The 25,257-nt window shown below is 66.1% G+C and carries 20 protein-coding genes; 11 read left to right on the top strand and 9 right to left on the bottom strand.

Annotated elements, in window-relative coordinates; translation table 11 throughout:
* Window positions 1-42 precede the first annotated feature (42 nt).
* From ACIGJC_RS25765 to ACIGJC_RS25745, 5 genes are all read right to left on the bottom strand, one after another.
* Entirely contained in the window at window positions 43-906 is an 864-nt protein-coding gene (locus tag ACIGJC_RS25765) for an HTD2 family dehydratase (RefSeq protein WP_483712236.1), read from the bottom strand.
* A 16-nt stretch (window positions 907-922) separates the two neighbouring features.
* The gene (locus ACIGJC_RS25760; protein ID WP_483712234.1) at window positions 923-1,759 is read right to left on the bottom strand and encodes an HpcH/HpaI aldolase/citrate lyase family protein; all 837 of its coding nucleotides are present in this window, start codon (window positions 1,757-1,759) and stop codon (window positions 923-925) included.
* A gap of 10 nt (window positions 1,760-1,769) precedes the next feature.
* Window positions 1,770-3,152, bottom strand: a complete 1,383-nt coding sequence (locus ACIGJC_RS25755; protein ID WP_483712232.1) for an MmgE/PrpD family protein — start codon at window positions 3,150-3,152, stop codon at window positions 1,770-1,772.
* A 113-nt stretch (window positions 3,153-3,265) separates the two neighbouring features.
* Complete coding sequence (locus ACIGJC_RS25750) at window positions 3,266-4,465, bottom strand: CaiB/BaiF CoA transferase family protein (RefSeq protein ID WP_483712231.1); 1,200 nt, start codon at window positions 4,463-4,465, stop codon at window positions 3,266-3,268.
* An 8-nt stretch (window positions 4,466-4,473) separates the two neighbouring features.
* On the bottom strand, window positions 4,474-5,643 hold the full coding sequence (locus ACIGJC_RS25745; protein ID WP_483712229.1) for an acyl-CoA dehydrogenase family protein: 1,170 nt from the start codon (window positions 5,641-5,643) through the stop codon (window positions 4,474-4,476).
* Window positions 5,644-6,398: 755 nt separating this feature from the next.
* On the opposite strand from ACIGJC_RS25745, the gene ACIGJC_RS25740 reads away from it, so the two are divergent.
* Window positions 6,399-6,884, top strand: coding sequence for a DUF2628 domain-containing protein (locus tag ACIGJC_RS25740; RefSeq protein ID WP_483712228.1), 486 nt, complete (start codon window positions 6,399-6,401; stop codon window positions 6,882-6,884).
* Between the two features lie 31 nt (window positions 6,885-6,915).
* On the opposite strand, the gene ACIGJC_RS25735 is transcribed toward ACIGJC_RS25740, so the two are convergent.
* The gene (locus ACIGJC_RS25735; RefSeq protein ID WP_483712226.1) at window positions 6,916-7,818 is read right to left on the bottom strand and encodes a LysR family transcriptional regulator; all 903 of its coding nucleotides are present in this window, start codon (window positions 7,816-7,818) and stop codon (window positions 6,916-6,918) included.
* 194 nt (window positions 7,819-8,012) lie between these two features.
* Between ACIGJC_RS25735 and ACIGJC_RS25730 the strand changes: the two genes are divergently transcribed.
* Both ACIGJC_RS25730 and ACIGJC_RS25725 read left to right on the top strand, forming a co-directional pair.
* Complete coding sequence (locus ACIGJC_RS25730; RefSeq protein WP_483712225.1) at window positions 8,013-8,927, top strand: SDR family NAD(P)-dependent oxidoreductase; 915 nt, start codon at window positions 8,013-8,015, stop codon at window positions 8,925-8,927.
* A 1-nt stretch (window position 8,928) separates the two neighbouring features.
* The gene (locus ACIGJC_RS25725; protein ID WP_483712224.1) at window positions 8,929-10,164 is read left to right on the top strand and encodes a CaiB/BaiF CoA transferase family protein; all 1,236 of its coding nucleotides are present in this window, start codon (window positions 8,929-8,931) and stop codon (window positions 10,162-10,164) included.
* Between the two features lie 75 nt (window positions 10,165-10,239).
* Here ACIGJC_RS25725 and ACIGJC_RS25720 read toward each other — a convergent pair whose 3' ends face one another.
* Window positions 10,240-11,400, bottom strand: coding sequence for an AraC family transcriptional regulator (locus ACIGJC_RS25720; protein ID WP_483712222.1), 1,161 nt, complete (start codon window positions 11,398-11,400; stop codon window positions 10,240-10,242).
* Window positions 11,401-11,736: 336 nt separating this feature from the next.
* Between ACIGJC_RS25720 and ACIGJC_RS25715 the strand changes: the two genes are divergently transcribed.
* The 8 genes from ACIGJC_RS25715 (at window position 11,737) to ACIGJC_RS25680 (ending at window position 22,961) form a co-directional block, all read left to right on the top strand.
* The gene (locus tag ACIGJC_RS25715; protein WP_483712220.1) at window positions 11,737-12,741 is read left to right on the top strand and encodes a tripartite tricarboxylate transporter substrate binding protein; all 1,005 of its coding nucleotides are present in this window, start codon (window positions 11,737-11,739) and stop codon (window positions 12,739-12,741) included.
* Between the two features lie 12 nt (window positions 12,742-12,753).
* A complete protein-coding gene (locus ACIGJC_RS25710) occupies window positions 12,754-14,481 on the top strand; it encodes a long-chain fatty acid--CoA ligase (protein WP_483712218.1) in 1,728 nt (575 codons plus the stop codon).
* Window positions 14,482-14,520: 39 nt separating this feature from the next.
* Window positions 14,521-15,504, top strand: coding sequence for a Bug family tripartite tricarboxylate transporter substrate binding protein (locus ACIGJC_RS25705; protein WP_483712216.1), 984 nt, complete (start codon window positions 14,521-14,523; stop codon window positions 15,502-15,504).
* 45 nt (window positions 15,505-15,549) lie between these two features.
* Window positions 15,550-16,329 carry an enoyl-CoA hydratase/isomerase family protein gene (locus tag ACIGJC_RS25700; protein ID WP_483712215.1) on the top strand — a complete coding sequence of 260 codons (780 nt, stop codon included), beginning with the start codon at window positions 15,550-15,552 and terminating at the stop codon, window positions 16,327-16,329.
* Between the two features lie 140 nt (window positions 16,330-16,469).
* Window positions 16,470-17,654, top strand: coding sequence for an acyl-CoA dehydrogenase family protein (locus ACIGJC_RS25695; protein ID WP_483712214.1), 1,185 nt, complete (start codon window positions 16,470-16,472; stop codon window positions 17,652-17,654).
* Window positions 17,655-18,055: 401 nt separating this feature from the next.
* Window positions 18,056-19,978, top strand: a complete 1,923-nt coding sequence (locus tag ACIGJC_RS25690; RefSeq protein WP_483712213.1) for a PrkA family serine protein kinase — start codon at window positions 18,056-18,058, stop codon at window positions 19,976-19,978.
* A gap of 37 nt (window positions 19,979-20,015) precedes the next feature.
* Window positions 20,016-21,278: a YeaH/YhbH family protein gene (locus ACIGJC_RS25685; protein WP_483712211.1), complete on the top strand. Its 1,263-nt coding sequence runs from the start codon at window positions 20,016-20,018 to the stop codon at window positions 21,276-21,278.
* A gap of 132 nt (window positions 21,279-21,410) precedes the next feature.
* Window positions 21,411-22,961 carry a SpoVR family protein gene (locus ACIGJC_RS25680; protein WP_483712210.1) on the top strand — a complete coding sequence of 517 codons (1,551 nt, stop codon included), beginning with the start codon at window positions 21,411-21,413 and terminating at the stop codon, window positions 22,959-22,961.
* 64 nt (window positions 22,962-23,025) lie between these two features.
* On the opposite strand, the gene ACIGJC_RS25675 is transcribed toward ACIGJC_RS25680, so the two are convergent.
* Both ACIGJC_RS25675 and ACIGJC_RS25670 read right to left on the bottom strand, forming a co-directional pair.
* Window positions 23,026-24,018, bottom strand: a complete 993-nt coding sequence (locus ACIGJC_RS25675) for an acyl-CoA dehydrogenase family protein (RefSeq protein WP_483712209.1) — start codon at window positions 24,016-24,018, stop codon at window positions 23,026-23,028.
* A 42-nt stretch (window positions 24,019-24,060) separates the two neighbouring features.
* Window positions 24,061-25,221 (bottom strand): acyl-CoA dehydrogenase family protein, encoded by a 1,161-nt coding sequence (locus ACIGJC_RS25670; protein WP_483712207.1) that lies wholly within the window; start codon window positions 25,219-25,221, stop codon window positions 24,061-24,063.
* Between the last annotated feature and the right edge of the window lie 36 nt (window positions 25,222-25,257).

The raw sequence follows: 25,257 nt of genomic DNA, 5'->3' as shown, positions 1-25,257 counted from the left end.
CCATGGCGCATGCGCGCGAACAGGCCTCACGCCATCCTGCTGTCAACCTTCGATTTCCGCCCATCCCTGCATGGCCTGGCCGCCGGCATCATCACCAGTCCAGAGGATCAGCTTGCCGGCCTGTGCCGGATCCGCCGTGCCGCCAACGGTAATCATGTCCTGGTCGAACAGTGGCGCCAGCCCGCGAAAACCGAAGCGCCGCACGCGCGCCTGCGGCTGTTCGCGCGCCACCAGGTCCAGCATCAGCATGGCCTGCATGGGCCCGTGCACCACCAGGCCCGGATAGCCTTCGACTTCGCGCGTGTAGTCGCGATCGTAGTGGATCCGGTGGCCGTTGAACGTCAGCGCGGAATAACGGAACAGCATCACCGGGTCGGCGCGCAGCGTGCGCTGCCATTGCGCCGTGTGTTCCAGCCTGGGCCGAGGCGGCTGAGGTTTGCCGACTTCCGGCATGGCACGGTAGACGATGTCATGGCGTTCGCGCACCGCGACCTGGCCATTGACCGTCAGTTCGTGGTCGACCGCCACGAACCAAAGTTCTCCGGTGCGGCCGGATTTGTGCTGGACATCCTTGATGGCCGAGGTGCGCGTCACCGTATCGCCGACATGGATCGGACGCTCGAACGACAGCTCGCTGCCCGCCCACATGCGGCGTGGCAGCGGCACGGGCGGCATGAAGCCGCCGAGGGTCGGGTGGCCGTCGGCGCCGATATCGCGCTGCGGCGCGCGCGGCAGGAAATAGAGCCAGTGCCACAGCGGCGGCAGCGGCCCGCGCACCACGGCTTCCGGGTCCAGGTCAAAGGTGGCGGCAAGGCCGGTCACCGGTTCCGGCGTCAGCGTTTCGGTACGCGATTCGCTGCGGCCGATCCAGGTGCGCAGGTGCTCGAGTTGTGAGTTCTGGGTCATGACAAAGCCTTTGTGTTCAGAGCGCCGACGGTTGCGCCAGCGCGATCAGCCGGCGAGCCTGCTCGATGACGGGGCGATCCACCATCTTGCCATCAACCTGCACGGCATGGCTGCCGCTGGCGGTCGCTTCCAGCACGCGCCGCGCCCAGTCGAGCTGTTCGGGCGAGGGCAGGAAGCCCGCGCGGACCGCGCCGAGCTGGGCCGGGTGGATGCAAAGCTTGCCGCCAAAGCCGAGCGCGCGCGCATAGGCGACATCGTCGGCCAGTACGGACTCGTCCTTCAGCGCCGTGGTGACGCCGTCAACCGGAGGCGGCAGCCCTGCCACGCGCGACGCCAGCACGATGCGCGCACGCGCATGCGCCAGCGCGTCGCGCGTGTGGCTGCAGCCGAGATCGACGGCATAGTCGAGCGAGCCGAAAGCCAGCCGCGCGACACCGTTGGCCGTCGCCACGGCATCCAACTGATGCAGGCCCAGCGCGGTCTCGATGATGGCGATCAGTTCGGCTTCCGGGTTGATGCCGTGCAGGACTTCCATGATCGCCGCGAGGGCGGCCGGATCTTCCGCCTTGGGCACCATCAGCGCCGCCAGCGGGGTTCCTTTGGGCAGCGCGCGCAGCCATTCCATGTCGGCGGCAAAGCCGGGAGCGGCACTGTCGTTGATGCGCACGCAGGCATTGGTGGCGGGGCCTGTAGCCAGCCAGGCCGCGATGGCCTGGCGCGCCGCCGGCTTGGCGTCCGGATGCACGGCGTCCTCGAGATCGAGGACCATCACATCCGGCTTCGCCGCGGCGGCCTTGTCAAAGCGTTCGGGCCGGTCGCCCGGCACGAACAGGTAGGTCACGGCAGTGGACATGTTCGGAGCCTCAGCGCGCGGCAGGCAGCCAGTCGTTCACGTTCGGCGCGCTTTCCAGTGCCCAGACGCGTGCGATGATCGCACGCATCTCGGCCTCGGTCGCGCCATGGCGGAACGCACCGAGCTGCAGGGCCTTGGCTTCGAGTTCGGGGCGCGACAGCGTGTTGTCGGGATCGCCCTTGGGCACGTCGACGCGCGCGGCCAGCGTGCGGCCGTCGGTCGTGCGTACCGTCACGCGGCCGATCCACTGGCGCGGATAAGCGGCGTTGATTTCCTCGTCGAGCTCCATCTCCACCTTGCCGCGGAAGTCGGTCACCTTTGCGTCCTGCAGCGAGTAATCCTCGAACTCGGGCAGGCCCGCGTGTCCATGCACGGCAACCAGGCCCAGCACGGTGCCCATCGAGAACTTGGCCTGGTGGATGGTGGTCGGGTTGACCACGGGGCCGAGCACGTCGATGGCGCCCTGGTGCACGTGCGTGGTGACGCCGGCGATCTGGCCGGCGGCAACGCCTTCGCGCTGCATCAGCACCTTGAGCGCATCGGCGGCCGGATGCGTGTGGCGGCACGAGGCGAAGAACTTGAACGAGGTCTCGGCGGTGGCCCAGCGCGTGCCCAGGCCATCGGTCAGCCAGGCCGGGTTGGCGTCGCTCGACATGCCAGCGGCCATGCCCTGGGCGCCTTCGAGAATCTGCTTCGCACCGGTGAAGCCGGCGCGTGCCAGCCACGCGGACTGCAGCCCGTCGGCGGCGGCCTTCGCGGTGTGCAGCTGCTTGGAGTCGGCGGCGTCGCGCAGGAATTCCCACAGGCCGGCGGCTTGGGTGCCGGCCGAACCCAGCGCCTGGTTGATGCCTTCGGCGTCAAGGTTGTACAGCTTGGCGACTGCCGCGGCGGCAGCCAGCGTGCCGACCGTGCCGGTGGTGTGGAAGATCCGGTAGTGCGACCGGCCCATGAATTCGCCGATGCGGATGCCGGCTTCGTAACCGGCGATGGAGGCCAGCAGCACCTCGGCGCCGGTCTTGCCTTCGGCCTGCGCGGCGGCGACCACGGCCGGAAACACCACGGCGGCCGGGTGCAGCACCGAGCCGTTGTGCACGTCATCCTGCTCGACCACGTGCGACGAAGCGCCGTTGATCAGCGCGGCAAAGTACGGCGAGGTGCGGCGGCGGTCGACGAAGACTTCTGCGTCGCCCGTAGACGGGCCCATAGCCGCCGCGAATTCCTGGATCTTGCGCACGGCGGGGGCGTCCTTGCCGGCAATGGCCGAGGCGATCCAGTCCAGGAACAGGTCCTTGGTGCGCTCGATCACAGGTGCCGGCACGTCGGCCAGCGTGAAACGGGCCAGGAATTCGCAAAGCTGGCGGGTCGGATAGGAGTGGTCTGCGGGTTGGCTCATGCCGTCTCCGGAGATAGTTGGCTGCGCTCGGCCGCTTGCGGCCTTGCGGGGATCAGGGTCCTCTCCCGATGCGGGAGAGGACGGGGGGGGGAACGGACGTTGCTCGAACGTCCTCAGACAGTCTTCTTGCTCACCAGTGCGTCGATGTCGCCATCGCCATAGCCCAGTTCAGCCAGGATGCTGCGGCTGTGCGCACCCAGTGCCGGCACGTCGCCCATGACGGGCTCCACGCCGGACAGGTTGGCCGGCGGCAGCAGCGCGTCGATCGGGCCGGCCGGCGTGGCGACTTCGCGCCAGCGCTGTCGCGCCTGGAGCTGCGGATGGTTCCACACGCCTTCGATGTCGTTCATCGGGGCATTGGCGATCTGCGCCTGGTCCAGCAGCGCCTCGGCCTGCGCCACCGTCAGCGACGCAAAGCGTGCTTCAATGAGCGCGGTGAGTTCGGGGCGGTTGCTGACGCGGGCGGTATTGCTGGAAAAGCGTGCGTCCTGCGCGAGTTCACGGTTGCCGAGCACGATCTCGCAGAAATTGGCGAATTCGCGCTCGTTCTGCACGCTGAAAATCACGCTGCCATTGGCGGTGCGATGAATGCCATACGGCGCAATGGTCGGGTGCGACGCGCCAACGCGCGCCGGCGGCTTGCCGCCGTAGTGACCGAAATAGAGAACCTGGTTCATCCACTCGGCCATGGCCTCGAGCATGGTCACCTGCACGCGCAGTCCCTTGCCGGTGCGCCCGCGTTGCAGCAGCGCCGACAGGATGCCGCTGTAGGCGTACATGCCAGCTGAAATGTCGGCGATCGAAACACCGGCGCGCGACGGCTCGTCCGGGCCGCCGGTCAGGCCCACGAGGCCGGCGGCGGCCTGGATCAGCAGGTCATAGGCCTTCTTGTCGCGATAGGGGCCGGAGTCGCCATAGCCCGAGATGTCGCAGACGATCAGCTTCTCGTACTTGCCGTGCAGCGTGTCGAAATCCAGCCCCATGCGGGCGGCGGCGCCGGGCGCGAGGTTCTGCACCAGCACGTCGGCATCGGCCAGCAGGCGGTGCAGGATGGACTGCGCCTCTTCATCCTTCAGGTCCAGGGTCAGGCTTTCCTTGCCCCGGTTGAGCCAGACGAAGTACGAAGCCTGTCCGTGCACGGACTTGTCGTACCCGCGCGCGAAGTCGCCCACGCCGGGGCGTTCGATCTTGATGACGCGGGCCCCGAGGTCCGCGAGCTGGCGCGTGGCGAACGGCGCGGCCACCGCGTGTTCCAGCGACACCACGCGGATGCCGTCGAGCGGGCGAATGCCGTTGGGCGTAGATGCAGTCATGCGCGGCCTCAGAACGAACGCGGCAGTTCGAGCACGTGCTCGGCCACGTAGGACAGGATCAGGTTGGTGGAGATCGGCGCGACCTGGTACAGGCGTGTCTCGCGGAACTTGCGCTCGATGTCGTATTCCGCCGCGAAGCCGAAGCCGCCGTGCGTCTGCAGGCAGACGTTGGCGGCTTCCCACGACGCATCGGCAGCGAGCAGCTTGGACATATTGGCTTCCTTGCCGCACGGCTTGCCGGCGTCGAACAGCGCGGCGGCCTTGTAGCGCATCAGGCTGGCTGCCTCCACGTTGACGTAGGAGCGCGCGATCGGGAACTGGATGCCCTGGTTCTGGCCGATCGGACGGTCGAACACGACGCGCTCGCGTGCGTAGTTGCTGGCGCGCTCGACGAACCAGTAGCCGTCGCCGATGCACTCGGCCGCGATCAGGATACGCTCGGCGTTCATGCCGTCGAGGATGTACTTCAGGCCCTTGCCTTCCTCGCCGATCAGGTTCTCGGCCGGCACTTCCAGGTTGTCGAAGAACAGCTCGTTGGTCTCGTGGTTGACCATGTTGCGGATCGGGCGGACCGTCAGGCCCTTGCCGATGGCTTCGCGCAGGTCGACGACGAACACGGACAGCCCTTCGGACTTGCGCTTGACCTGGTCCAGCGGCGTGGTGCGTGCCAGCAGCAGCATCAGGTCCGAGTGCTGCACGCGCGAAATCCACACTTTCGAACCGTTGACGACGTACTTGTCGCCCTTGCGCACGGCGGTGGTCTTGAGCTTGGTGGTGTCGGTGCCGGTGGTCGGCTCGGTCACGGCCATCGACTGCATGCGCAGCTCGCCCGAGGCAATGCCCGGCAGCCAGCGCTTCTTCTGCTCTTCGGAGCCATGGCGCAGCAGGCAGCCCATCACATACATCTGGCCGTGGCAGGCGCCGGAATTGCCGCCGTTGCGGTTGATTTCTTCCATGATGACGGAGGCCGCCGTCAGCGACAGGCCGGAACCGCCATAGGCCTCGGGAATCAGGGCAGACAGCCAGCCCGCCTGGGTCAGCGCCTGGACGAATTCCTCGGGAAAGCCGTTCTGTTCTTCAACGCGCTGCCAGTAGGCCGAATCGAAACCCGCGCAAAGGCTGCGCACGGCTTCGCGGATTTCCGGGAAAAGCTGGTCTTGATCCTGATCTGCAAACATGGGGGTGGGCCCGGTCGATTTGAATGGGGCCATTATTCCCGAGGGCCCATGGGCACGAAATTCGGATTTGCGAAAGAGCGGCTTAGGTGCGGCTTAGGTGCGGCGCATCGGCGACACGCACGGGAAGCAAGACGCCCGGCGAACCGGGCGTCTTTTCAAGCGAGTAACAAAGTAACGGCGGGCAGCACATCAGTGCATGAACAGCCAGATCAGGATCAGCACGAGAGCCGGTACGCCGAGAAGCCAGGCAATGATATAGGGCATGTTGGTTCTCCTTCCTTTTTTCCACGCTTCCACGATAGAAGGAGCGGCGGCTGCGCCGTGTCCGGACCAATCCGTTTGCACTGTAGGACGGCGCCGCATCGCGCACGGGACAGGCGCGTTCGCCACGCCATCACCAATATTGATGATGATCCGGCACCGACGATCGGCCACAATGCACGAGCGGGCACATTGGCGACGACGAGCGTCACATGCGATCCGCGAAAAAGCAGGGGAAGCGAAAACGGACCACGTCCTCGCCCGGCGCAAGGGGCCGACCGATGTCGGCGAGACGGGACGATGTCCGCGAGGGGCGCAGACGGTGGCCCGGTGGCACTTGACGTGCCGCCGGGCAAGGCCGCTCGGAGGTGCACCCGTGATTGCCACCCAGATCGCGCTCCATCTGCGCGCCAGCGCACGCTTGGTGCGCCAGTTCAAGCCTATGCTCTGGCAGAGGTCCGTCGTCGGGACCCACTGCAGTCAGGGGGCAAGGCATGAAAGCCATCATCAGCGACGAAGCGGCGCTGGCCGTGTTCGTGGGACCGCGGTTCGCGTACTACCGCAACAAGTGGCAGCTCGCCGGGTCGCGCAACGGCATGTCGTGGAACTGGGCGGCGTTCGTCTTCGGACCGTTCTGGATGGCCTACCGTCGCATGTACTGGCAGGTCGGCGTCTACGCCATCGTCCTCTGCGCCGAACCAGTGCTGCATGCACTGTTCCAGATCCGCATGCCGGTCGTGCTGTCGCGGCCGCTGCTTTATGCCATGGCGCTGCTGCTCGGCTTCTATGGCAACCAGCTTTACCGCTGGCACGCGGAATCGACGGTTCAACGGCTGCGCGAATACCACTGGTCGCCGGAACTGGTCAACGACTCGCTGGCGCGTTGTGGCCGCACCAGCTGGTCCGGCGTGGCTATCATGGCCGTGCTGATCGCGGTCATGGTCATCTCGCTGCGGCCGCTCGCCGGGCTGGCGGCCTGACCCCGCGGGGAACGGCCATGTATTGCCACCCCTATACGGGCTCGCGGGCGGCGTCGACCAGGTACTGGATCAGGGTTTCGGCGAACTGCGGCAGTTCGCGCCCCGGGCGGCGGCACAGGCGCAATTCGCGGCGCGCCCACTCGTCCTCCAGCGAAATGAAGCGCAGCACCTTGCGGCTGGCGTAGCGGCGCGCGCAACTGTTGGGCACGATGGCGATACCGGCGCCGGCCTCGACCATGCGGCAGACGGCGTCGAAGCTGCCGACCTGGATGCGCAGGCTGATGCGCTTGCCCATGCCCCTGGCGATCCGGTCCAGGAACGACTGGATTGCGCTGAACTGGTTCAGGCCGACAAAGCGGCAGGTGTCGAGCAGGTCGGCGAAGTGCAGCCGCTTGAACTGCGGCAGCGGATGGTTGACCGGCGCAATCACGATCAGCTCATCGCTGCACAGGTGCATCACATCGAGGTCCTCGGTGGCGACTTCACCCGCCACGATGCCCAGGTCCGCCGCGCCGGCACTGACCGCGGAGACGATTTCCTGCGACAAGTGCTCTTCCAGCTCCACGTCTACGTCAGGGTTTTCACTTAGAAAACGCGACAAGCCGGTCGCCAGGAAGGAGTTGGTAGCGGTCGTATTGGCGAGCAGGCGAACCTTGCCCTTGACGCCCTTGGCATAGGGTCGCAGGTCGGAGTGCAGGCACTCCAGCTCGCGAAACACCTCGCGCGCATGGCGCAGCAGGGCATCGCCGGCGGGGGTCAGCCTGACGCCCTTTACCTGGCGAATCAGCAACTGGGTCTGGAACGCCTCTTCCAGCTGCTTGATACGCGTGCTGGCCGCCGGCAGGGAGAGGAAGCTGCGCTCGGCGGCGCGGGTCAGGTTCTCCGTTTCACCGACGTTGAGGAAAAGGCGCAGGTCGGTCAGGTCGTAATGCATGGGGTTCCGTCAGGCCAAAGGCCACTTTTGCAAATCGTGAATTCCAATGTTTCAGCCGACAATTTATCGTATCCGGCGTGGCAATAACATCTGGACATGATTGTCCGCGCCTTGGCATGGCCGTCGCGGACAAGCCGTTATTGTCGCCAGAAACGCGGTCCGGTGACCGGGAAAGTATTCAGAGGAGCAACGCAATGAGCGGTTTGATGGCAGGCAAGGTAGCGCTGGTAACGGGCGCAGGTGGTGGTATCGGGCGCGGGATCGCGCTGGCGATGGCAGCCGCCGGCGCCAAGGTCGTGGTCAACGACCTTGGGGTCTCGATGTCCGGCGAAGGCGGCGATGCCGGCCCCGCACAGCGCGTGGTGGATGAAATCCGTGCGGCCGGCGGCGAAGCCGTGGCCAATACCGACAGCGTATCGACCTGGAACGGCGCCAATGCCATCGTCCAGTGCGCACTCGACAATTTCGGCCGTATCGATGCCGTGGTCAACAACGCCGGTAACCTGCGCGACCGCATGTTCTTCAAGATGAACGAAGAGGAATGGCGTTCGGTGATCGACGTGCACCTGCACGGCACCTTCTTCGTGAGCCGCGCCGCGGCCAACTACTTCAAGGACCAGGAAGGCGGCGCATTCGTGCACATGACCTCGACCTCGGGCCTGATCGGCAACCTGGGCCAGGCCAACTACTCGGCGGCCAAGCTGGGCATCGCCGCGCTGTCGAAGTCGATCGCGCTCGACATGCAGCGTTTCAACGTGCGCTCGAACTGCATTGCGCCGTTTGCGTGGAGCCGCATGACCAGCTCGATCCCCGCCGAAACGCCGGAGGAAAAGGCCCGCGTGGCCAAGCTGCAGAAGATGGAAGCCGGCAAGATCGGCCCCGTCGCGGTCTACCTGGCCAGCCCCTCGGCGGCCGAGGTCAACGGCCAGATCTTCGCGGTGCGCGCCAACGAAATCATCCTGATGAGCCAGCCGCGCCCGGTGCGCTCGGTGCACATGAGCGAAGGCTGGACGCCGGAATCGATCGGCGAGATCGCCATGCCGGCCATGCGCAACAGCTTCTTCAAGCTCGAGCGCTCGCCCGACGTGATCAGCTGGGACCCGATCTGAGATGGCGGCCGCCATGCAGGGCGCGCTGGCCGGCGTCCGGGTGCTCGACCTGTCGCGCATCCTGGCAGGGCCGTGGTGCGCGCAGAACCTGGCGGACCTTGGCGCCGAAGTCATCAAGGTGGAACGTCCCCGGGTCGGCGACGACACGCGCTCGTGGGGCCCGCCGTGGCTGCCGGAGGCTGACGGACAGCCGTCGCGCGATGCCACCTACTTTGCCGGCGCCAATCGCGGCAAGCAGTCGCTGACGCTGGATATCGCCAGCCCGGAAGGGCAGGCGGTAGTGCGGGACCTGGCGGCCAAGTCGCAGATCGTCCTGGAGAACTACAAGGTCGGCGACCTGAAGCGCTACGGGCTCGACTACGAGAGCCTGAAGGCGATCAACCCGGCGCTGGTCTACTGCTCGATCACGGGCTATGGCCAGACCGGGCCGAGCGCGCACAAGCCTGGCTACGACTTCATCTTCCAGGGCATCGGCGGATTGATGAGCGTGACCGGCGAGCGCGACGACCTGCCTGGCGGCGGACCGCAGAAGGTCGGCGTGGCGGTGGTGGACATGCTGACCGGCATGTACGCGACCGTGGCCGTGCTGGCTGCGCTGCGGCATGCCGAGCGCACCGGCGAGGGCCAGCATATCGACATGGCGCTGCTCGATGCGGTGGTGGCGGTGGGCGCGACGCCGATCATCGCCCAGCGCATCACCGGCCAAGCCATGCCGCGCTACGGCAATGCCCACGCCAACATGGTGCCGTACCACGTGTTCGCCACGGCGGACGGCTACATGATCGTCGCGGCCGGCAATGACGGCCAGTGGCAGGCGTATTGCCGCGGCATCGAGCGTCCGGACCTGGCCGCCGACGAGCGCTTTGCCAGCGGCCCCGGACGCATCATCCACCGCGAGGTGCTGGTGCCGATGCTGGAGGACCATATGCGCACCCGCGCCACCGCGCACTGGGTGGAGGCACTGGAAGCGCAGGGCATTCCGTGCGGGCCGATCAACGACTATGCGCAGGTGCTGGAAGACCCGCAGGTCCGCCATCGCGAACTGCAGGTCGATCTGGTGCGCAAGGATGGCGCCATCTGCCCGACCGTCAAGAGCCCGCTGCGGCTTTCGGCGACGCCGGTGCGGTACGACGCGCCGCCGCCGCGCCTCGGCGAACATACCGAGCGGATCCTGGGCGAGGTGCTGGGCTTGTCGGCGCAGCGGATTGCCGCGCTGCGGGAGCAGGGCGTGGTCTGAGCACGCGCGGCAGGCGTCCCGCAGCAAAAGGCCGGCGATGACGTTGTCATCGCCGGCTTTTTTTCTACCCCGTTGTCAGGCTTCGGCGCTTGCCAGTTGCATGCCGCGCTGGCGGTATTCGCCCGGTGCCACGCCGGTCCATTTCTTGAAGGCGCGATGGAAGGTGCTCGGCTCCGAGAAGCCCAGCCGCAGCGCAACTTGCTGCAGCGTCAGGCCGGAACGCTCGAGCATGCCGATCGCCACATCGCGCCGCAGGCTGTCCTTGATGTTCTGGTAGCCGTGCCCTTCGTCGCGCAGGCGGCGGCGCAGGGTTTGCGGGGTCAGGCGCAGCATCTGCGCCATCTGCTCGAGCGAAGGCAGTTCGTCGTCCAGGTGCGAACGCAGGTGAAGCCGGATGCGTTCGGCCAGGCAGCTGTTGTCGCGGTAGCGCACCAGCAGTTTGTGCGGGGCTTCGCGCAGGAACTCGTCCAGGCCGGTGGTGTCCTGCATCACCGGCAGCCGCAGCCACGCCGCATCGAAGTGCAGCGCCGTGCAGGGCTGGCTGTATCGGACCGATGTATTGAAGACGCGCTCGGTGTCGGTCTGCCCGGTTGGGGGCCGCGCGCTCAGGTCGACGCGGGACAGTGGCACGCGCCGCGCCACCAGCCAGTTGATCAGGCCATAGGCGTGGAATACGAACGTCGACTCGGCAAATACCTGGCATGGCGATGCCGGCGCATGCGCGTGCAGGCGCACGGAAACCGTCTTGCCGTCGTCGGAGCGATGCAATCTGGGCGTGAAGTCGCCGATATGCAGCCGGTACTGGCGCAAGCCGGCCTGGATGGCCTCTTCCAGCGTTGTGCAATGGACCATCGCCTTGGCGGCCTGGGCGAAGACGCCTGGCGGCACGGGGCGGCTCAGCAGGCCCCACAGCTCGTCGCGCGTGATGCGGCGCAGCGAGCGGATCAGCGCGGCGTACTGGTCCTGGGTGACGCGCGCGGCGGGCGACGCCAGCAGGGCGGGCGAGATGGCCGCGCGGCGCAGCAGGGCCTCTATGTCGCAGCCGAGCCGGTGTGCGCCTAGCAGGATCTGCTGGACGTGGTGGATGGCGATGGTATGGCGGGCCGGCGCGGGCGCCGCGGCCGGTGCCGCCATGACGGCGCCGGTGACGCCGGCCAGCACCGGACCCGGCGCGGCGATGCTGCGCGGCATGCCCGGCACGGAATGCCGGTGAGCGGGCGTGGCAACGATGTGCATGAGTCTCCTCGTCGTTCTGGGGCGGTGCCCGACTTTGCCCACTGCTATGGCGGCATGTCGGCACGGGTCAGACCTTATCGCGGCCGGGTGGCGCCGCACAATCGGGATTTGCCAAAGCCTGCCTTCCATCTGAGCAGTTCGGCCAATCATTTTGGGTCGTCTGGTCATTGTCCGGACCACCCCTGATCGCGCACTCTTTCGCTGTGGAAAAGTCCGCGCCGAACGGACCGCCACCGGCACGCGGACAGGGCCGGATCGCCGGATGCAAGGCTGGCGACAAAAGAGGGGGGCAGCCCCCCTGACCCTGCAACAAAAAAATACACAGGAGACAACCACATGCAGGCAGATCGTCGTAGTGCATTGCAGCGTCTGGGCGCAGGGGCGCTGGCCCTGGGCGGGCTCGTCACCGGCTTGCTGGGTGCCGGCACGGCCATGGCGCAAGGCGCGTTCCCATCGAAAACCGTCCGACTAGTGGTGCCGTATCCGGCCGGTGGCGCGACCGACGTGCTGGCGCGCGCGATTGCAGACGGCCTGGGCAAGACCTGGAAGCGCCCGGTGGTCGTCGAGAACCGCCCCGGCGCCAGCAGCATGATCGGCTCCGAAGTGGTGGCCCGCGCCGAACCGGACGGCTATACCGCGCTGCTGACCATTACGACGCTCGTGCAGGCGCCGAGCCTCTATGCGAAGGCGCCGTTCGATCCCATCAAGGATTTTGTCGCGGTGTCCGAGCTGGGCACCACGAACCTGGTGTTCGCCATCAACAGCGCCGTGCCGGCCACGAGCCTGAAGGAGTTTGTCGCGCTGGTGCGCGCCAAGCCGAAGCAGTACTCCTACGGCTCGTACGGCACCGGCTCGAGCGGTCACCTTTACGGCGAGATCTTCAACGAGAGCGCCAGGCTCGACATGATCCACGTCTCCTACAAGGGCGAGGCGCCGGAACTGAACGACCTGCTCGGCGGCCAGGTGCCTTCGGCGGTGATCTCCGTGATGGGGGCCAAGCCGCACTCGGCTTCGGGGCGCCTGCGCGCGCTGGCCGTGACCGGTCCCTCGCGCGCGCCGCAGCTGCCTGACGTGCCCACGTTCAAGGAAGCCGGCATCGCCGGCATGGATTCGATGGGCTGGTTTGGCCTGCTGCTGCCGGCCGCCACGCCGCGCGCGATCGTGGAGAAGTTTTCCGCCGACGTCAACAAGGTGCTGGCCGATCCCGCCGTGCGTACCCGCATGAACGACATGGGCGTGATCCTGACCGGCAGCACCCCCGATGCCTTTGCCCAGACCGTGCAGACCGACTATGCGCGCTGGGGCAAGGTGATCCGTACCCACAACATTCGTCTTGACTGAGCATTGCCCGACATGAAGTCCGCCAGTACCACCCAGCCTTACCGTTCCCCCGCCTGGCCCGCCGGCTTGCCGGGCTCGCTGCACGTGCCGCGCACCAGCCTGTTCTACAACCTGGAAGTGGCCGCGCGCCGCTATCCCGACAAGACCGCGATCCAGTATTTCGGCACCGCGATTACCTACCCGGCGCTGCTGGACGAGGTCGAGCGCATGGCCGGCTACCTGCAGCACACCTGCGGCATCGCGCCCGGGGACCGGGTGGTGCTGTTCAGCCAGAACTGCCCGCAGTACATCGCGGCCTACTACGCCATCCTGCGCGCCGAGGCCGTGGTGGTGCCGGCCAACCCGATGTGGCTGGAAGCCGAGCTCGAACACGTGGTCAGCGACAGCGGCGCCGTGGCCGCCTTCTGCGGCAGCGAGCTGTACGACCGCGTCGCGCCGCTGCACGGCAAGGCGCTGCGCGACGTGATCGTCCATCACTACGCAGGCATGCTGCACGACGACGGTGGCCTGCTGGTCCCGGCCTGGCTGCGCGAGCCGGCGCCCGCGCTGCCAGCGGCACCGGGCGGCGCGATGCCGGTGGAATGGGATGCCGCGCGCAATGCCGGCCAGCGTCCGCGCCCGCACGAGGCCGGCTACGACACGCTTTGCATGCTGGCCTACACCTCGGGCACGACCGGCAATCCCAAGGGCTGCATGCATACCCACGGCACCATGATGACTTCCGCGGTGGGGTCGCAGGTGTGGCGCAGCAGCTCGCCGGAAGCCGTGGTGCTGGCCGTGGCGCCGATGTTCCACCTGCTCGGCATGCAGAACTGCATGCATTCGCCGATCTACCTGGGCGCGACCGTGGTGCTGATGCCGCGCTGGGACCGCGCCCTGGCGGCCGACCTGATCGAGCGCTATCGCGCCTCGGTATGGGGAGCGCCGCCGGCCATGCTGGTGGACTTCTTCGCGCAGCCGGGCGTGGAGCAGCGCGACCTGTCAAGCCTGGCGTTCCTGGGCGGCGGCGGGGCCGCCATGCCCGATGCGGTGGCCAACATGCTGCAGGAGCGCTTTGGCCTGCCGTACGTGGAAGCCTACGGCATGACCGAGACCGCGTCGTTCCTGCTGTCCAACCCGCGCCAGAAGCCCAAGCGCGAATGCCTGGGCATTGCCACCTTTGGCGTGGATGCCCGCGTGGTGGACCCCGACACGCTGGCCGAACTGCCGCAGGGCGAGATCGGCGAGATCGTCGCCCACGGCGCCCAGGTGATGCAGGGCTACTGGAACAACCCGCAGGCCAACGAAGAGTCGTTCATCGAGATCGACGGCAAGCGCTTCCTGCGCACGGGCGACCTGGGCTTCATGGATGAAGAGGGCTACTTCTTCATGCGCGACCGCCTCAAGCGCATGATCAACGCGTCCGGCTTCAAGGTCTGGCCGGCCGAGGTGGAGAACCTGCTCTACGGCCACCCGGCCATCCACGAGGCCTGCGTGATCGCGGCGCGCGACGACCATCGCGGCGAGACGGTCAAGGCCGTGGTGGCGCTGCGCCCCGAGTCGCGCGGCACGCCCGAGGCCGAGCCGGAACGCATCATGGGCTGGTGTCGGGAGCGCCTGGCGGCCTACAAGGTGCCGCGCATCGTCGAGTTCGTCGACGCGCTGCCCAAGTCGGCCACCGGCAAGATCCAGTGGCGCGCCTTGCAGGAAGACGCCATGCGGCCGGCGGACCCGGCGCAAGCCAGGGCGCAAAGCCGGTAAGGCCCGCGGACAGACAGAGTTTTGGAGAGAGACAGCATCATGCACAACAGCAGACGAACCTGGCTGGCGCAAGCCGGCACCCTGGCCGGCGCCGCCATGCTCGGCAGCGTGGGCCACGCACTGGCCCAGCCCAACTACCCGAGCAAGCCGATCCGCCTGGTCGTGCCGTATCCGGCCGGCGGCGGCACCGACACCGTGGGCCGCATGATCGGCCAGCGGCTGGCCGAGGCCTGGGGCCAGGCGGTCGTGGTCGACAACAAGCCGGGCGCCAGCGGCATGCTCGGCAACGATATCGTGGCCAAGGCCTCGCCCGATGGCTATACGGTGCTGCTGGCCATCACCGCGCTGATCCAGTCGCCGAGCCTCTACAAGCGCACGCCTTACGATGTGAGCAAGGACTTCACGCCGGTCTCGCTGATCGCCAAGTCGTCCGACCTGTTCGTGGTGCCCAACCGCGTGCCCGCCAACACGCTGCGTGAATTCATCGCGCTGGCCAAGGCCGGCAAGCTCAGCTATGGCTCGTACGGCAACGGCACCTCGTCGCACCTGCACGGGGAGCTGTTCAGCCAGCAGGCCGGCATCGACCTGACGCACATCCCGTACAAGGGCGCGGCGCCGCTGGTCAACGACCTGCTCGGCGGCCAGGTGGATTCGGCCTTCGTCGATGTGACTTCGGCGTATCCGTACCTCACCAGCGGCAAGTTCAAGATTCTGGGCATCACCGGCACCCAGCGCTTCAAGGCGATCCCCAGCGTGCCGACGTTTGCCGAACAGGGCTTGCATGGCTTCGAACCGAGCGGCTGGTTCGCGATCTTCCTGCCGGCCAACACGCCGAAGGAAGTGACCACGCGCCTGGCGACCGAAGTCGCGCGCATCGTCAAGCTGCCGGAAATCAGCCAGAAGCTGGCCGGCATGGGGCTGCAGCCGGTGGGTTCCGCCCCGCAGGAACTGGCGGGCGTGGTCTCGGGCGACATGCCGAAGTGGGCCAAGATCGTGCGCGACGCGCATATCCAGCTGGACTGATCGCCGCACAGGGCGCGGAACCGCAAGCCTTCCCAGGAGTCATCGATGGAAACGATTCGCTATGCCGTGGAAGACGGCATTGCCACCCTCACGCTGGACTACCCGGCCCGCAAGAATGCGCTTAACGGCGTCATGCGCCGGGAGATCGGGGATGTGATCCACCAGTTGCGCCAGGACACCAGCGTGCGCGCGCTGATCCTGACCGGTGCCGGCACCGACTTCTGCTCGGGCGGCGATATCAGCTCCATGCAGGGCGAGTTCACGGCCGCGCAGGGCCGCCAGCGGCTGAACAACATCCACCCGTGGCTCGAGGCGCTGATCCAGCTCGAGATCCCGGTGATCGCCGCGGTGGACGGGGCCGCCTTCGGCGCCGGCTTCAGCCTGGCGCTGGCCGCCGACATCATCCTCGCGACGCCCCGCGCGCGCTTCGCGCTGCCATTCCTGCGCCTGGGCCTGATTCCCGACTGTGGTGTGTTCTACACATTGCCGCGCATGATCGGACTCCAGCGCGCCAAGGCGCTGATGTTCTCGATGCGCGAACTCGATGCCGAGGCCGCGCAGGAGCAAGGCATCGTCATGGAGATCGTGCCGGCCGACAGCCTGCAGGAGCGCGCGCGGGCGATGGCCCGCGCGTTCACCGAGGCATCGCCGGTGGCCGTGGCGCTGACCAAGAAGGCGCTCAATGCCTCGCTGAACCAGGACCTGCACAGCATGCTGGCCATGGAAGCGGACGGACAGGGCATTGCGTTTGCGACGGAATACCGCCAGGAAGCCGCCAGCCGGTTCCTGTCCAAGCAGGCGCCGCGCTATCGCTGGCCTGACTGATCTCGGGCGCCCGGGCATGCTGCATTGCCGCATGCCCGGGCGCCTTCAACACGAATTACGCCTCTATCTATATAGGCATGGCAGCTGGCATGACCGGCTGTCTTTCTTCCTCCTCTGGCATTTCGAAGTCGATACACATCATGGGATCTCCCGAACTGAACGCCGCCGCCTCGTCCGAGGCACCCTGGATGACCGAAGACCTGGTCCTGTTCCGTGACACGGTGCGGCGCTTTGTCGAGCGCGAGCTGGCGCCGAACGAGGCGCGCTGGGCTGAACAGGGCTACATCGATCGCGACGTCTGGCGCCGCGCCGGCCAGATCGGCCTGCTGTGCGCGAGCATTCCCGAGGAATTCGGCGGCGGTGGCGGCAACTTCGCCCACGAGGCCGTCATCACGCAGGAAATGGCGCGTGGTATCTGCACCAGCCTGGGCAACAACGTGCACAGCGGCATCGTGGCGCACTACATCCTGAACTACGGCACCCAGGCGCAGAAGGAGAAATGGCTGCCGCAGATGGCCAGCGGCGAAATGGTGGCGGCCATCGCCATGTCGGAACCGGGCGCCGGCTCCGACCTGAAATCGATCCGCACCCGCGCGGTGCGCGAAAAGACAGCCAGCGGCGACTGCTATCGCATCAGCGGCGCCAAGACCTTTATTACCAACGGGTATCACGCCGACCTGGTGTGCCTGGTGGCCAAGACCGATCCGGAAGCCGGTTCGCGCGGGGTATCGCTGATCATGGTGGAAACCCGGGACCTGCCCGGCTTCCGCCGCGGCCGCATCCTGGAGAAGATCGGCCAGAAGGGCCAGGACACGGCCGAGCTGTTCTTCGACGACGTGCTGGTGCCGTGCGACAACCTGCTGGGCGCTCAGGAAGGCCAGGGCTTCTACCAGCTCATGCAGCAGTTGCCGCAGGAACGGATGATCATCGCCCTGGGCTCCGTGGCGAGCATGCAGCGCGCGATCGAGCTGACCACCGGTTACGTGCGCGAGCGCAAGGTGTTCGGGCAGCCACTGCTGGACCTGCAGAACACGCGCTTCAAGCTGGCCGAGTGCAAGACCAACGCGACCATTGCCGCGACCTTCGTCAACGACTGCATGGCGAAGCTGATGGAGGGCAAGCTCGACGCCGCGACCGCGGCCATGGCCAAGTGGTGGTGCACGCAGCGCAACTGCGAAATCATCGACGAGTGCCTGCAGTTGCACGGCGGCTACGGCTACATGCTGGAGTATCCGATCGCGCGAATGTATGCCAATGCGCGTGTCGGCAAGATCTATGGCGGCTCGAACGAAATCATGAAAGAACTGGTGGCCCGCACGCTCTGAGCGTTGTCATCAGCAGTCCGCGAGTGCTGATGCACGTCGCGGAAACCGCAACAGAAAGGCCGGCGAAAGCGCCGGCTTTTCTGTTTTATCGTTACAAAACCTGCTGTGCAGATTGGGGCGGAAAGGTGTAAGGTTTGTCACAGCATAGTCAATGGCCCGTCGCGCGCGGAGAGGGGCAGTGGTTCAAATGTGGTGTTTGCAGGGCGGAAACGCCGTTGCGCACAGGCAAGCGAATCGTCAACTCAAGCTCCACCATCGCCGTTATTTGACTATGATGAAGTAAAGACTTCGCAACATGACCACGTCGCCAAGCCGGGGTGGTGTATCGCGAAAGCTGGCGCGAAGCCTCAGGGGAGTAGCAGTGCTTTCGCCTCGGACGGGGACTCTGACGGGAGTGAGGTATGGACATTTTCGGCCATTACGCCACGCGTTTCGAAGCTCGCAAGGAAGAGGAATTCAGCATCCAGGAGTACCTGGATATCTGCAAGAAGGATCCGACCGCCTATGCGACTGCGGCTGAGCGCATGCTCGCCGCGATCGGTCAGCCGGAGTTGGTGGATACCCACCACGATCCGCGCCTGTCACGGCTGTTCTTCAACAAGGTGATCCGGATTTATCCGGCTTTCCGCGACTTCTACGGCATGGAGGACACGATCGAGCAGATCGTTGCCTTCTTCAAGCATGCCGCGCAAGGGCTGGAGGAGCGCAAGCAGATCCTGTATCTGCTCGGGCCTCCCGGTGGCGGCAAGTCCTCGCTGGCAGAGAAGCTGAAGGCGTTGATGGAGGAGGTGCCCATCTATGCGCTGAAGGGTTCGCCTATCCATGAATCTCCGCTCGGCCTGTTCTCGCCGGAGGAAGACGGCAAGATTCTGGAAGAGGACTATGGCATCCCGATCCGGTACCTGAACACCATTCCATCGCCCTGGGCGGTGAAGCGCCTGCACGAGTTCAATGGCGACATCACGCAGTTCCGCGTGGTCAAGCTGCGCCCGTCGGTGCTGTCCCAGATCGCGATCTCCAAGACGGAGCCTGGCGACGAAAACAACCAGGACATCTCCTCGCTCGTCGGCAAGGTGGATATCCGCAAGCTCGAGGATTTTCCGCAGGACGACCCGGATGCCTATTCGTATTCCGGCGGCCTGTGCCTGGCCAACCGCGGCCTGCTCGAGTTCGTCGAGATGTTCAAGGCGCCGATCAAGGTCCTGCACCCGATGCTGACCGCCACGCAGGAAGGCAACTACAAGGGCACGGAGGGCTTTGGCGCGATACCGTTCGACGGCGTGATCCTCGCGCACTCGAACGAGGCCGAATGGCAGACCTTCAAGCAGGACAAGAACAACGAGGCTTTCCTCGACCGGATCTATATCGTCAAGGTGCCGTACTGCCTGCGCGTGTCCGAAGAGGTGAAGATCTACGACAAGCTGCTGCGCAGCAGTTCGCTGTCGGCGGCGCCGAATGCGCCCAGCACGCTGAAGATGATGGCGCAGTTCGCGGTGCTCACGCGCATCAAGGAGCCCGAGAATTCCAACATCTTCTCGAAGATGCGCGTCTATGACGGCGAAAGCCTGAAGGACGTTGATCCGAAGGCGAAGTCGTACCAGGAATATCGCGACTACGCTGGCGTGGATGAAGGCATGAATGGCCTGTCGACGCGCTTCGCGTTCAAAGTACTGTCCAAGGTCTTCAATTTCGACAACACCGAGGTCGCGGCCAATCCGGTCCACTTGCTGTACGTGCTCGAACAGCAGATCGAGCGCGAACAGTTCCCGCCGGAACAGGAAGCGAAGCTGCTCTCCTATATCAAGGAGTACCTGACCACGCCGTATGTGGAGTTCATCGGCAAGGAGATCCAGACCGCGTACCTGGAGTCGTATTCCGAGTATGGCCAGAACATCTTCGACCGCTACGTGGTGTTCGCCGACCTGTGGATCCAGGACCAGGAGTACCGCGATCCGAATACCGGTGAAATCCTTGACCGCAACGCGCTGAACGACGAGCTCGAGAAGGTCGAGAAGCCCGCGGGCATCTCGAACCCGAAGGACTTCCGCAACGAGATCGTCAATTTCGTGCTGCGCGCCCGGGCCAACAACGGTGGCAAGAATCCGGTCTGGACCAGCTACGAGAAACTCAGGATGGTGATCGAGAAGCGCATGTTCTCGACCACCGAGGATCTCCTGCCGGTCATCTCGTTCAATGCCAAGTCTTCGCGCGAAGACCAGGACAAGCACGAGAATTTCGTCAACCGCATGACGGAGAAGGGGTATACGCCGAAACAAGTCCGACTTTTGGTGGAGTGGTATCTGCGCGTAAGAAAATCATCCTAACGGCGCCTGAACCAGGCCTCTCTTCGAGGGCAAATACATGGCCACGGTCATCGACAGGCGTGAGAACGGCGGCAACAAAAGTGCCGTCAACAAGCAGCGCTTTATCAAGCGCTACCGCGAGCAGATACGCCAGGCGGTTGCAAAGGCGGTGTCCGGCCGGAAGATCATGGACATCGAGCAGAGCGGGCAGGTGTCCATTCCGGTCAAGGACATCTCCGAGCCGATCTTTCACCACGGCCCGGGCGGGCGGCGCGAATGGATCCATCCCGGCAACAAGAAGTTCGTCCGGGGCGATTCATTCGACCGCCAGCAACAGGGCGGCGGCGGGACCGGCTCGCGCGCCAGCGACAGCGGCGAGGGCGAGGATGATTTCGTCTTCACGCTGTCGCGCGAGGATTTCCTGAATTTCTTCTTCGAGGACATGGCGCTGCCGGACCTGGCCAAGCGCCACCTCGCCAAGATCGCCGAGGTCCGCAAGGTGCGGGCCGGCTTCTCCATCGACGGCACCCCTTCCAACCTGTCGATCCTGCGCACCATGCGCAGCTCGCTCGGCCGGCGCATTGCGCTGTCCAGCCCATACCAGAAGCGCCTGCGCGAACTGGAGAAGGAATACAGCGAGGCGCTGGAGAAGGAAGGGCCCTACAGCGAAGCCGCGCTCGAAATGATGAAGGAGATGCGGCACCTGCGCGCCTGCATCGACCGCGTGCCGTTCATCGAGAAGCTCGATCTGCGCTACAACAACCGCGTGCTCAAGAAGCGGCCCCAGGCGCAGGCGGTGATGTTCTGCCTGATGGACGTGTCGGGGTCGATGGACGAGAGCAGGAAGGATCTCGCCAAGCGCTTCTTCATGCTGCTGTACCTGTTCCTGAAGCGCAATTACGAGCGCATCGATGTCGTGTTCATCCGCCATCACACCGTGGCCAAGGAAGTGGAAGAGGAGGATTTCTTCCATTCACGCGAGTCCGGTGGTACGGTGGTGTCCAGTGCGCTGAAGCTGATGGTCGAGGTGATCCACGACCGTTACCCGCCGAGCCAGTGGAACATCTACTGCGCGCAGGCGTCCGACGGCGACAACTGGGCCGGGGACTCCGAACTGTGCGGCCGGCTGCTACGCGAGGCGATCCTGCCGCTGGTGCAATATTTCGCCTACGTGGAAGTGGCGTCCGAAGAACCGCAGAATCTCTGGGAAGAGTACCTGACGGTCAAGAGCCAGTTCGAGCACTTCGCGATGCAGCGGATCATCAGCGCGGACGAGATCTACCCCGTGCTGCACGACCTGTTCCAGAAGCGCGCGGCCTGACGGGCGGTACGTTGGCGGTACGTTCGCGGCCCGCCGGTTCAGGCGGGCCGGCAGGACCTTTGCAACGCGGCGCGGCGGCGCCGTCCCGGCAGCATCTGCCGGCGCGGACGGCTGTGCCAGACGGAGGTGAAGATGGCTTATCTCTCAACGGGTTCGGACTGGACCTTCGAGCTGATCAACCGCTATGACCGCGAGATCGCGCGCATTGCCGGCGAGTTCGGACTGGACTCCTATCCCAACCAGATCGAGATCATCACGGCCGAGCAGATGCTGGATGCCTATGCGTCGGCAGGGCTGCCAGTGGGGTACAGCCACTGGTCATATGGCAAGCATTTCCTGGCCTCGGAGCGCAGCTACCAGCGCGGCCACATGGGCCTGGCCTATGAGATCGTCATCAACTCCAACCCTTGCATTGCCTACCTGATGGAGGAGAACACGCTGCCGATGCAGGCGCTCACCATCGCGCATGCCTGCTACGGGCACAACTCCTTCTTCAAGGGCAACTACCTGTTCCGCACCTGGACCAATGCGGACGCTATCATCGACTACCTGTTGTTCGCCAAGAACTACGTGCTGGAGTGCGAGCAGCGCTATGGCGAGCAGGAAGTGGAGATGCTGCTCGATTCCTGCCACGCGTTGCAGAACTACGGCGTGGACCGCTACAAGCGGCCCAAGAAACTGTCGATCAACGAAGAGCAGGCGCGTCAGACCGAGCGCGCGAACTACCTGCAGATGCAGGTCAATGACCTGTGGCGCACGCTGCCCAAGCATCGTCCCCACGCGCTCGCGGATGAAGATGCGGCGGAACCCGAATCCTCGTTCCCGCCCGAGCCGCAGGAGAACCTGCTGTACTTCATCGAGAAGAATGCGCCCAGGCTGGCGCCGTGGCAGCGCGAGATCGTGCGCATCGTGCGCAAGATCGCGCAGTACTTCTATCCGCAGCGACAGACCAAGGTGATGAACGAAGGCTGGGCCACGTTCTGGCACTACACCATCATCCACCAGCTCTACGAGGAAAAACTGGTCAACGACGCCTTCATGCTGGAACTGCTGCAGGCCCACACCAACGTGATCTACCAGCCGCCGTACAACAGCCCGTATTACAGCGGCCTGAACCCGTACACGCTGGGCTTCCTGATGTTCCAGGACCTGCGCCGCATGTGCGAGCACCCGGACGAAGAGGACCGCCGCTGGGCGCCGGAGATCGCCGGATCGGACTGGCGCACGACGCTGGACTTCGCCATGCGCAACTTCAAGGACGAAAGCTTCCTGCTGCAGTTCCTGTCGCCGCGCGTGATTCGCGAACTGAAGCTGTTCTCGGTGCTGGACGATGACCGCGAGAACAAGCTGCGCGTGACGGCCATCCATAACGACGAAGGCTACCGCATGATCCGGCAGCTGCTGGCGTCGCAGTACGACCTGTCCGGCATGGAGCCCAATATCCAGGTTACCAATGTCGATGTGGGCGGCGACCGCTCGCTCACGTTGCGCCACCAGCAGAGCGACCGCCGGCCGCTGTCGCATAACTTCGACGAAGTGATCCGCCACGTGACGCGCCTGTGGGGCTTCAATGTGCGGCTCGAAGTGGCGTATGAGGACGGGCGGCGCGAACTCAAGTACGAGTGCAAGCCGGAACGCCGTCACAAGAAGGTGCCGGGAGGCGGGCTGAGCCTGGCCGCCTGAGGCGGCGCTTTCACTGCGATGCGGCGGCCCCGGACCGGGCCGCCGTTTCATTTCCTGGCGTGCCTCAGGCCGTCGCCTCGTACCACTCGCGCGCCAACTCCACCGCGCCGCGCGATGGTTCCGCGCAGACCAGTTCGCCCAGCACGCGGCTCCACCATCGCTCCGATCCGTCGGCCACGCGCCATGCATGCAGGCGCCGCGTGTACAGCTGCAGGTCGAACTCCTCGGTAATGCCGATGGCGCCATGCACGGCGTGGGCGATGGCCGCGACCGGCGTGACCGCGTCGCTGGCGCGCAGCTTGCCGATGGCGGCGCGTACCGGGTCGGGACGGCTGCCGGTGCTGTCGCAGGCGATCTGCGCGGCCACGCGCGAGGCGGCGACATGCTCGGCCATCTCGCTGATCTGGTGCTGGATCGCCTGGAACTTGCCGATCGCGCGCCCGAACTGCAGGCGGTCGTTGGCGTACTGCAGCGTCATGTCCATGACCTGGGACAGCGCGCCGGCCATCTGCGCGGCATGCAGGCAGGCGCCGATGGTGCGCAGCATGCCGGCGGGCAGCGCGAAAGCCGTCTCTGCCTTGCCGTCGAAGCGCGGCAGCCGCATGGTCTGGTCGGCGTGAGCGCCAGTCGGCTCGGCGCCGGCAGCGGCGGCCGGCAGCAGCACGCAGCGGGTACCGGACTGCGCCAGGAACCAGCCTGCGTGACGCGCATCGGCCACCAGCGTGGCGAGGCTGCCATCGTCGAGGCTGGCCAGCGCGATCGGTTCGGCGGGCACGGTCACGCCATGGGCCTGCAGCAACCCTCGCGCAAACAGCGTCTGCGCGAGCGGCAAGGGCATGGCGTGGCGGCCCAGCACGTACAGCACGGGCGCCAGGTCGGACAGGGACAGGCCGGCACCGCCTGCCGATTCGGGCAGCAGGCAGTCGGCAAAGCCGCTGTCGAGCAGCGCCTGCCAGAGCGGCGCGGGGTCGGCGCCTTGTTCGATGGCGCGCACGGTCGCGGGCTGGCATTGATCGCGCAGCAGGTCGGCGAGCGCGTCGGAATAGGTGTTATGCATGGCGATGGATTCAGTGTTGGACGCGTGCGGGGCCTCGGCGCATCAGCGCAGCCCCAGGCCGCGCGCAATCATGCCGCGCAGGATTTCGCGGGTGCCGCCGCGCAGCGAATAGGACGGGGCGATCTGCGTGACGTAGACCAGCGTGCGGTACAGCGCGCCATCGGCGGCCAGCGCCGGTTCGTCGCCCAGCGCGGCTTCGACGAGCGCCGGGATCGATTGTTCGAAGGTCGTGCCCAGGTCCTTCACCAGCGCGGCTTCGACCACCGGGCTTTCCCCCGCGGCCAGGCGCGCGGTCACGGCCAGCGACATGGCACGCAGCACCGCCAGGTGGCCGACCAGCCGGCCGGCGGTGACGGTGTCGCGCCGCGCTTCGGGCAGGCGCCGCAGCGCCGCCAGCCAGGTGTCGAGCAGTACCACGCTCGAATAGAGCCGCTCGGGGCCGCTGCGCTCGAATGCCAGCTCGGCGTTCACCTGTTCCCAGCCGCTGCCTTCCTGGCCAATCAGGGCGTCCGGCGCGAGCGCCACGTCCTCGAAGCTCACCTCCGAGAAATGCGCGTCGCCGGTCAGGTCCTGGATCGGGCGCACGGTGACGCCGGGCGCGGAGAGATCGACGATGACCTGCGACAGCCCGGCCTGCCGGTCCTGCGGCGTGCCCGAGGTGCGCACCAGCGCCAGCATGTAGTGGCAGCGGTTGGCGTTGGTCGTCCAGATCTTGCGCCCGTTCAGGCGCCAGCTGCCATCCGGCTGCCGGACCGCGCGCGTGGCCACGCTGGCCAGGTCGGAGCCCGAGTTCGGTTCGCTCATGCCGATGCAGAAGAAGGCGTCGCCACGGCAGATGGCGGGGAGGTACCTGGCCTTCTGGGCCTCGGTGCCATAGCGCAGGATCAGCGGGCCGCTCTGGCGGTCGGCGATCCAGTGCGCGGACACGGGCGCGCCGGCGGCCAGCAGTTCTTCCACCAGCACGAAGCGCGAAAACGGGTCCAGCCCGGCGCCGCCGCAGGTGGCCGGCAGCGTGATGCCGACCCAGCCGCGCGCGGCCAGCGCGCGGCTGAAGGCGGCGTCGAAGCCCATCCACGAGCGTGCCCGCACATCAGGCGGCAGCGCCGGCATGTGTTCGGCCAGGAAGGCCCGGACCTGCTCGCGGAACGCCGTGGCGTGCGGCGGCAGGCTGGTGAGCTGGAAGGTGGAAAGCAATGCGGTCACGTTGAATATCCGGTTGCGTGAAGGCGTGGGGCCAGG

This window comes from Cupriavidus sp. C3SS-1, assembly GCF_057073755.1.
The sequence above is the reverse complement of the archived record's forward strand: the minus strand, read 5'-3'. Positions and strand labels throughout refer to the sequence as shown.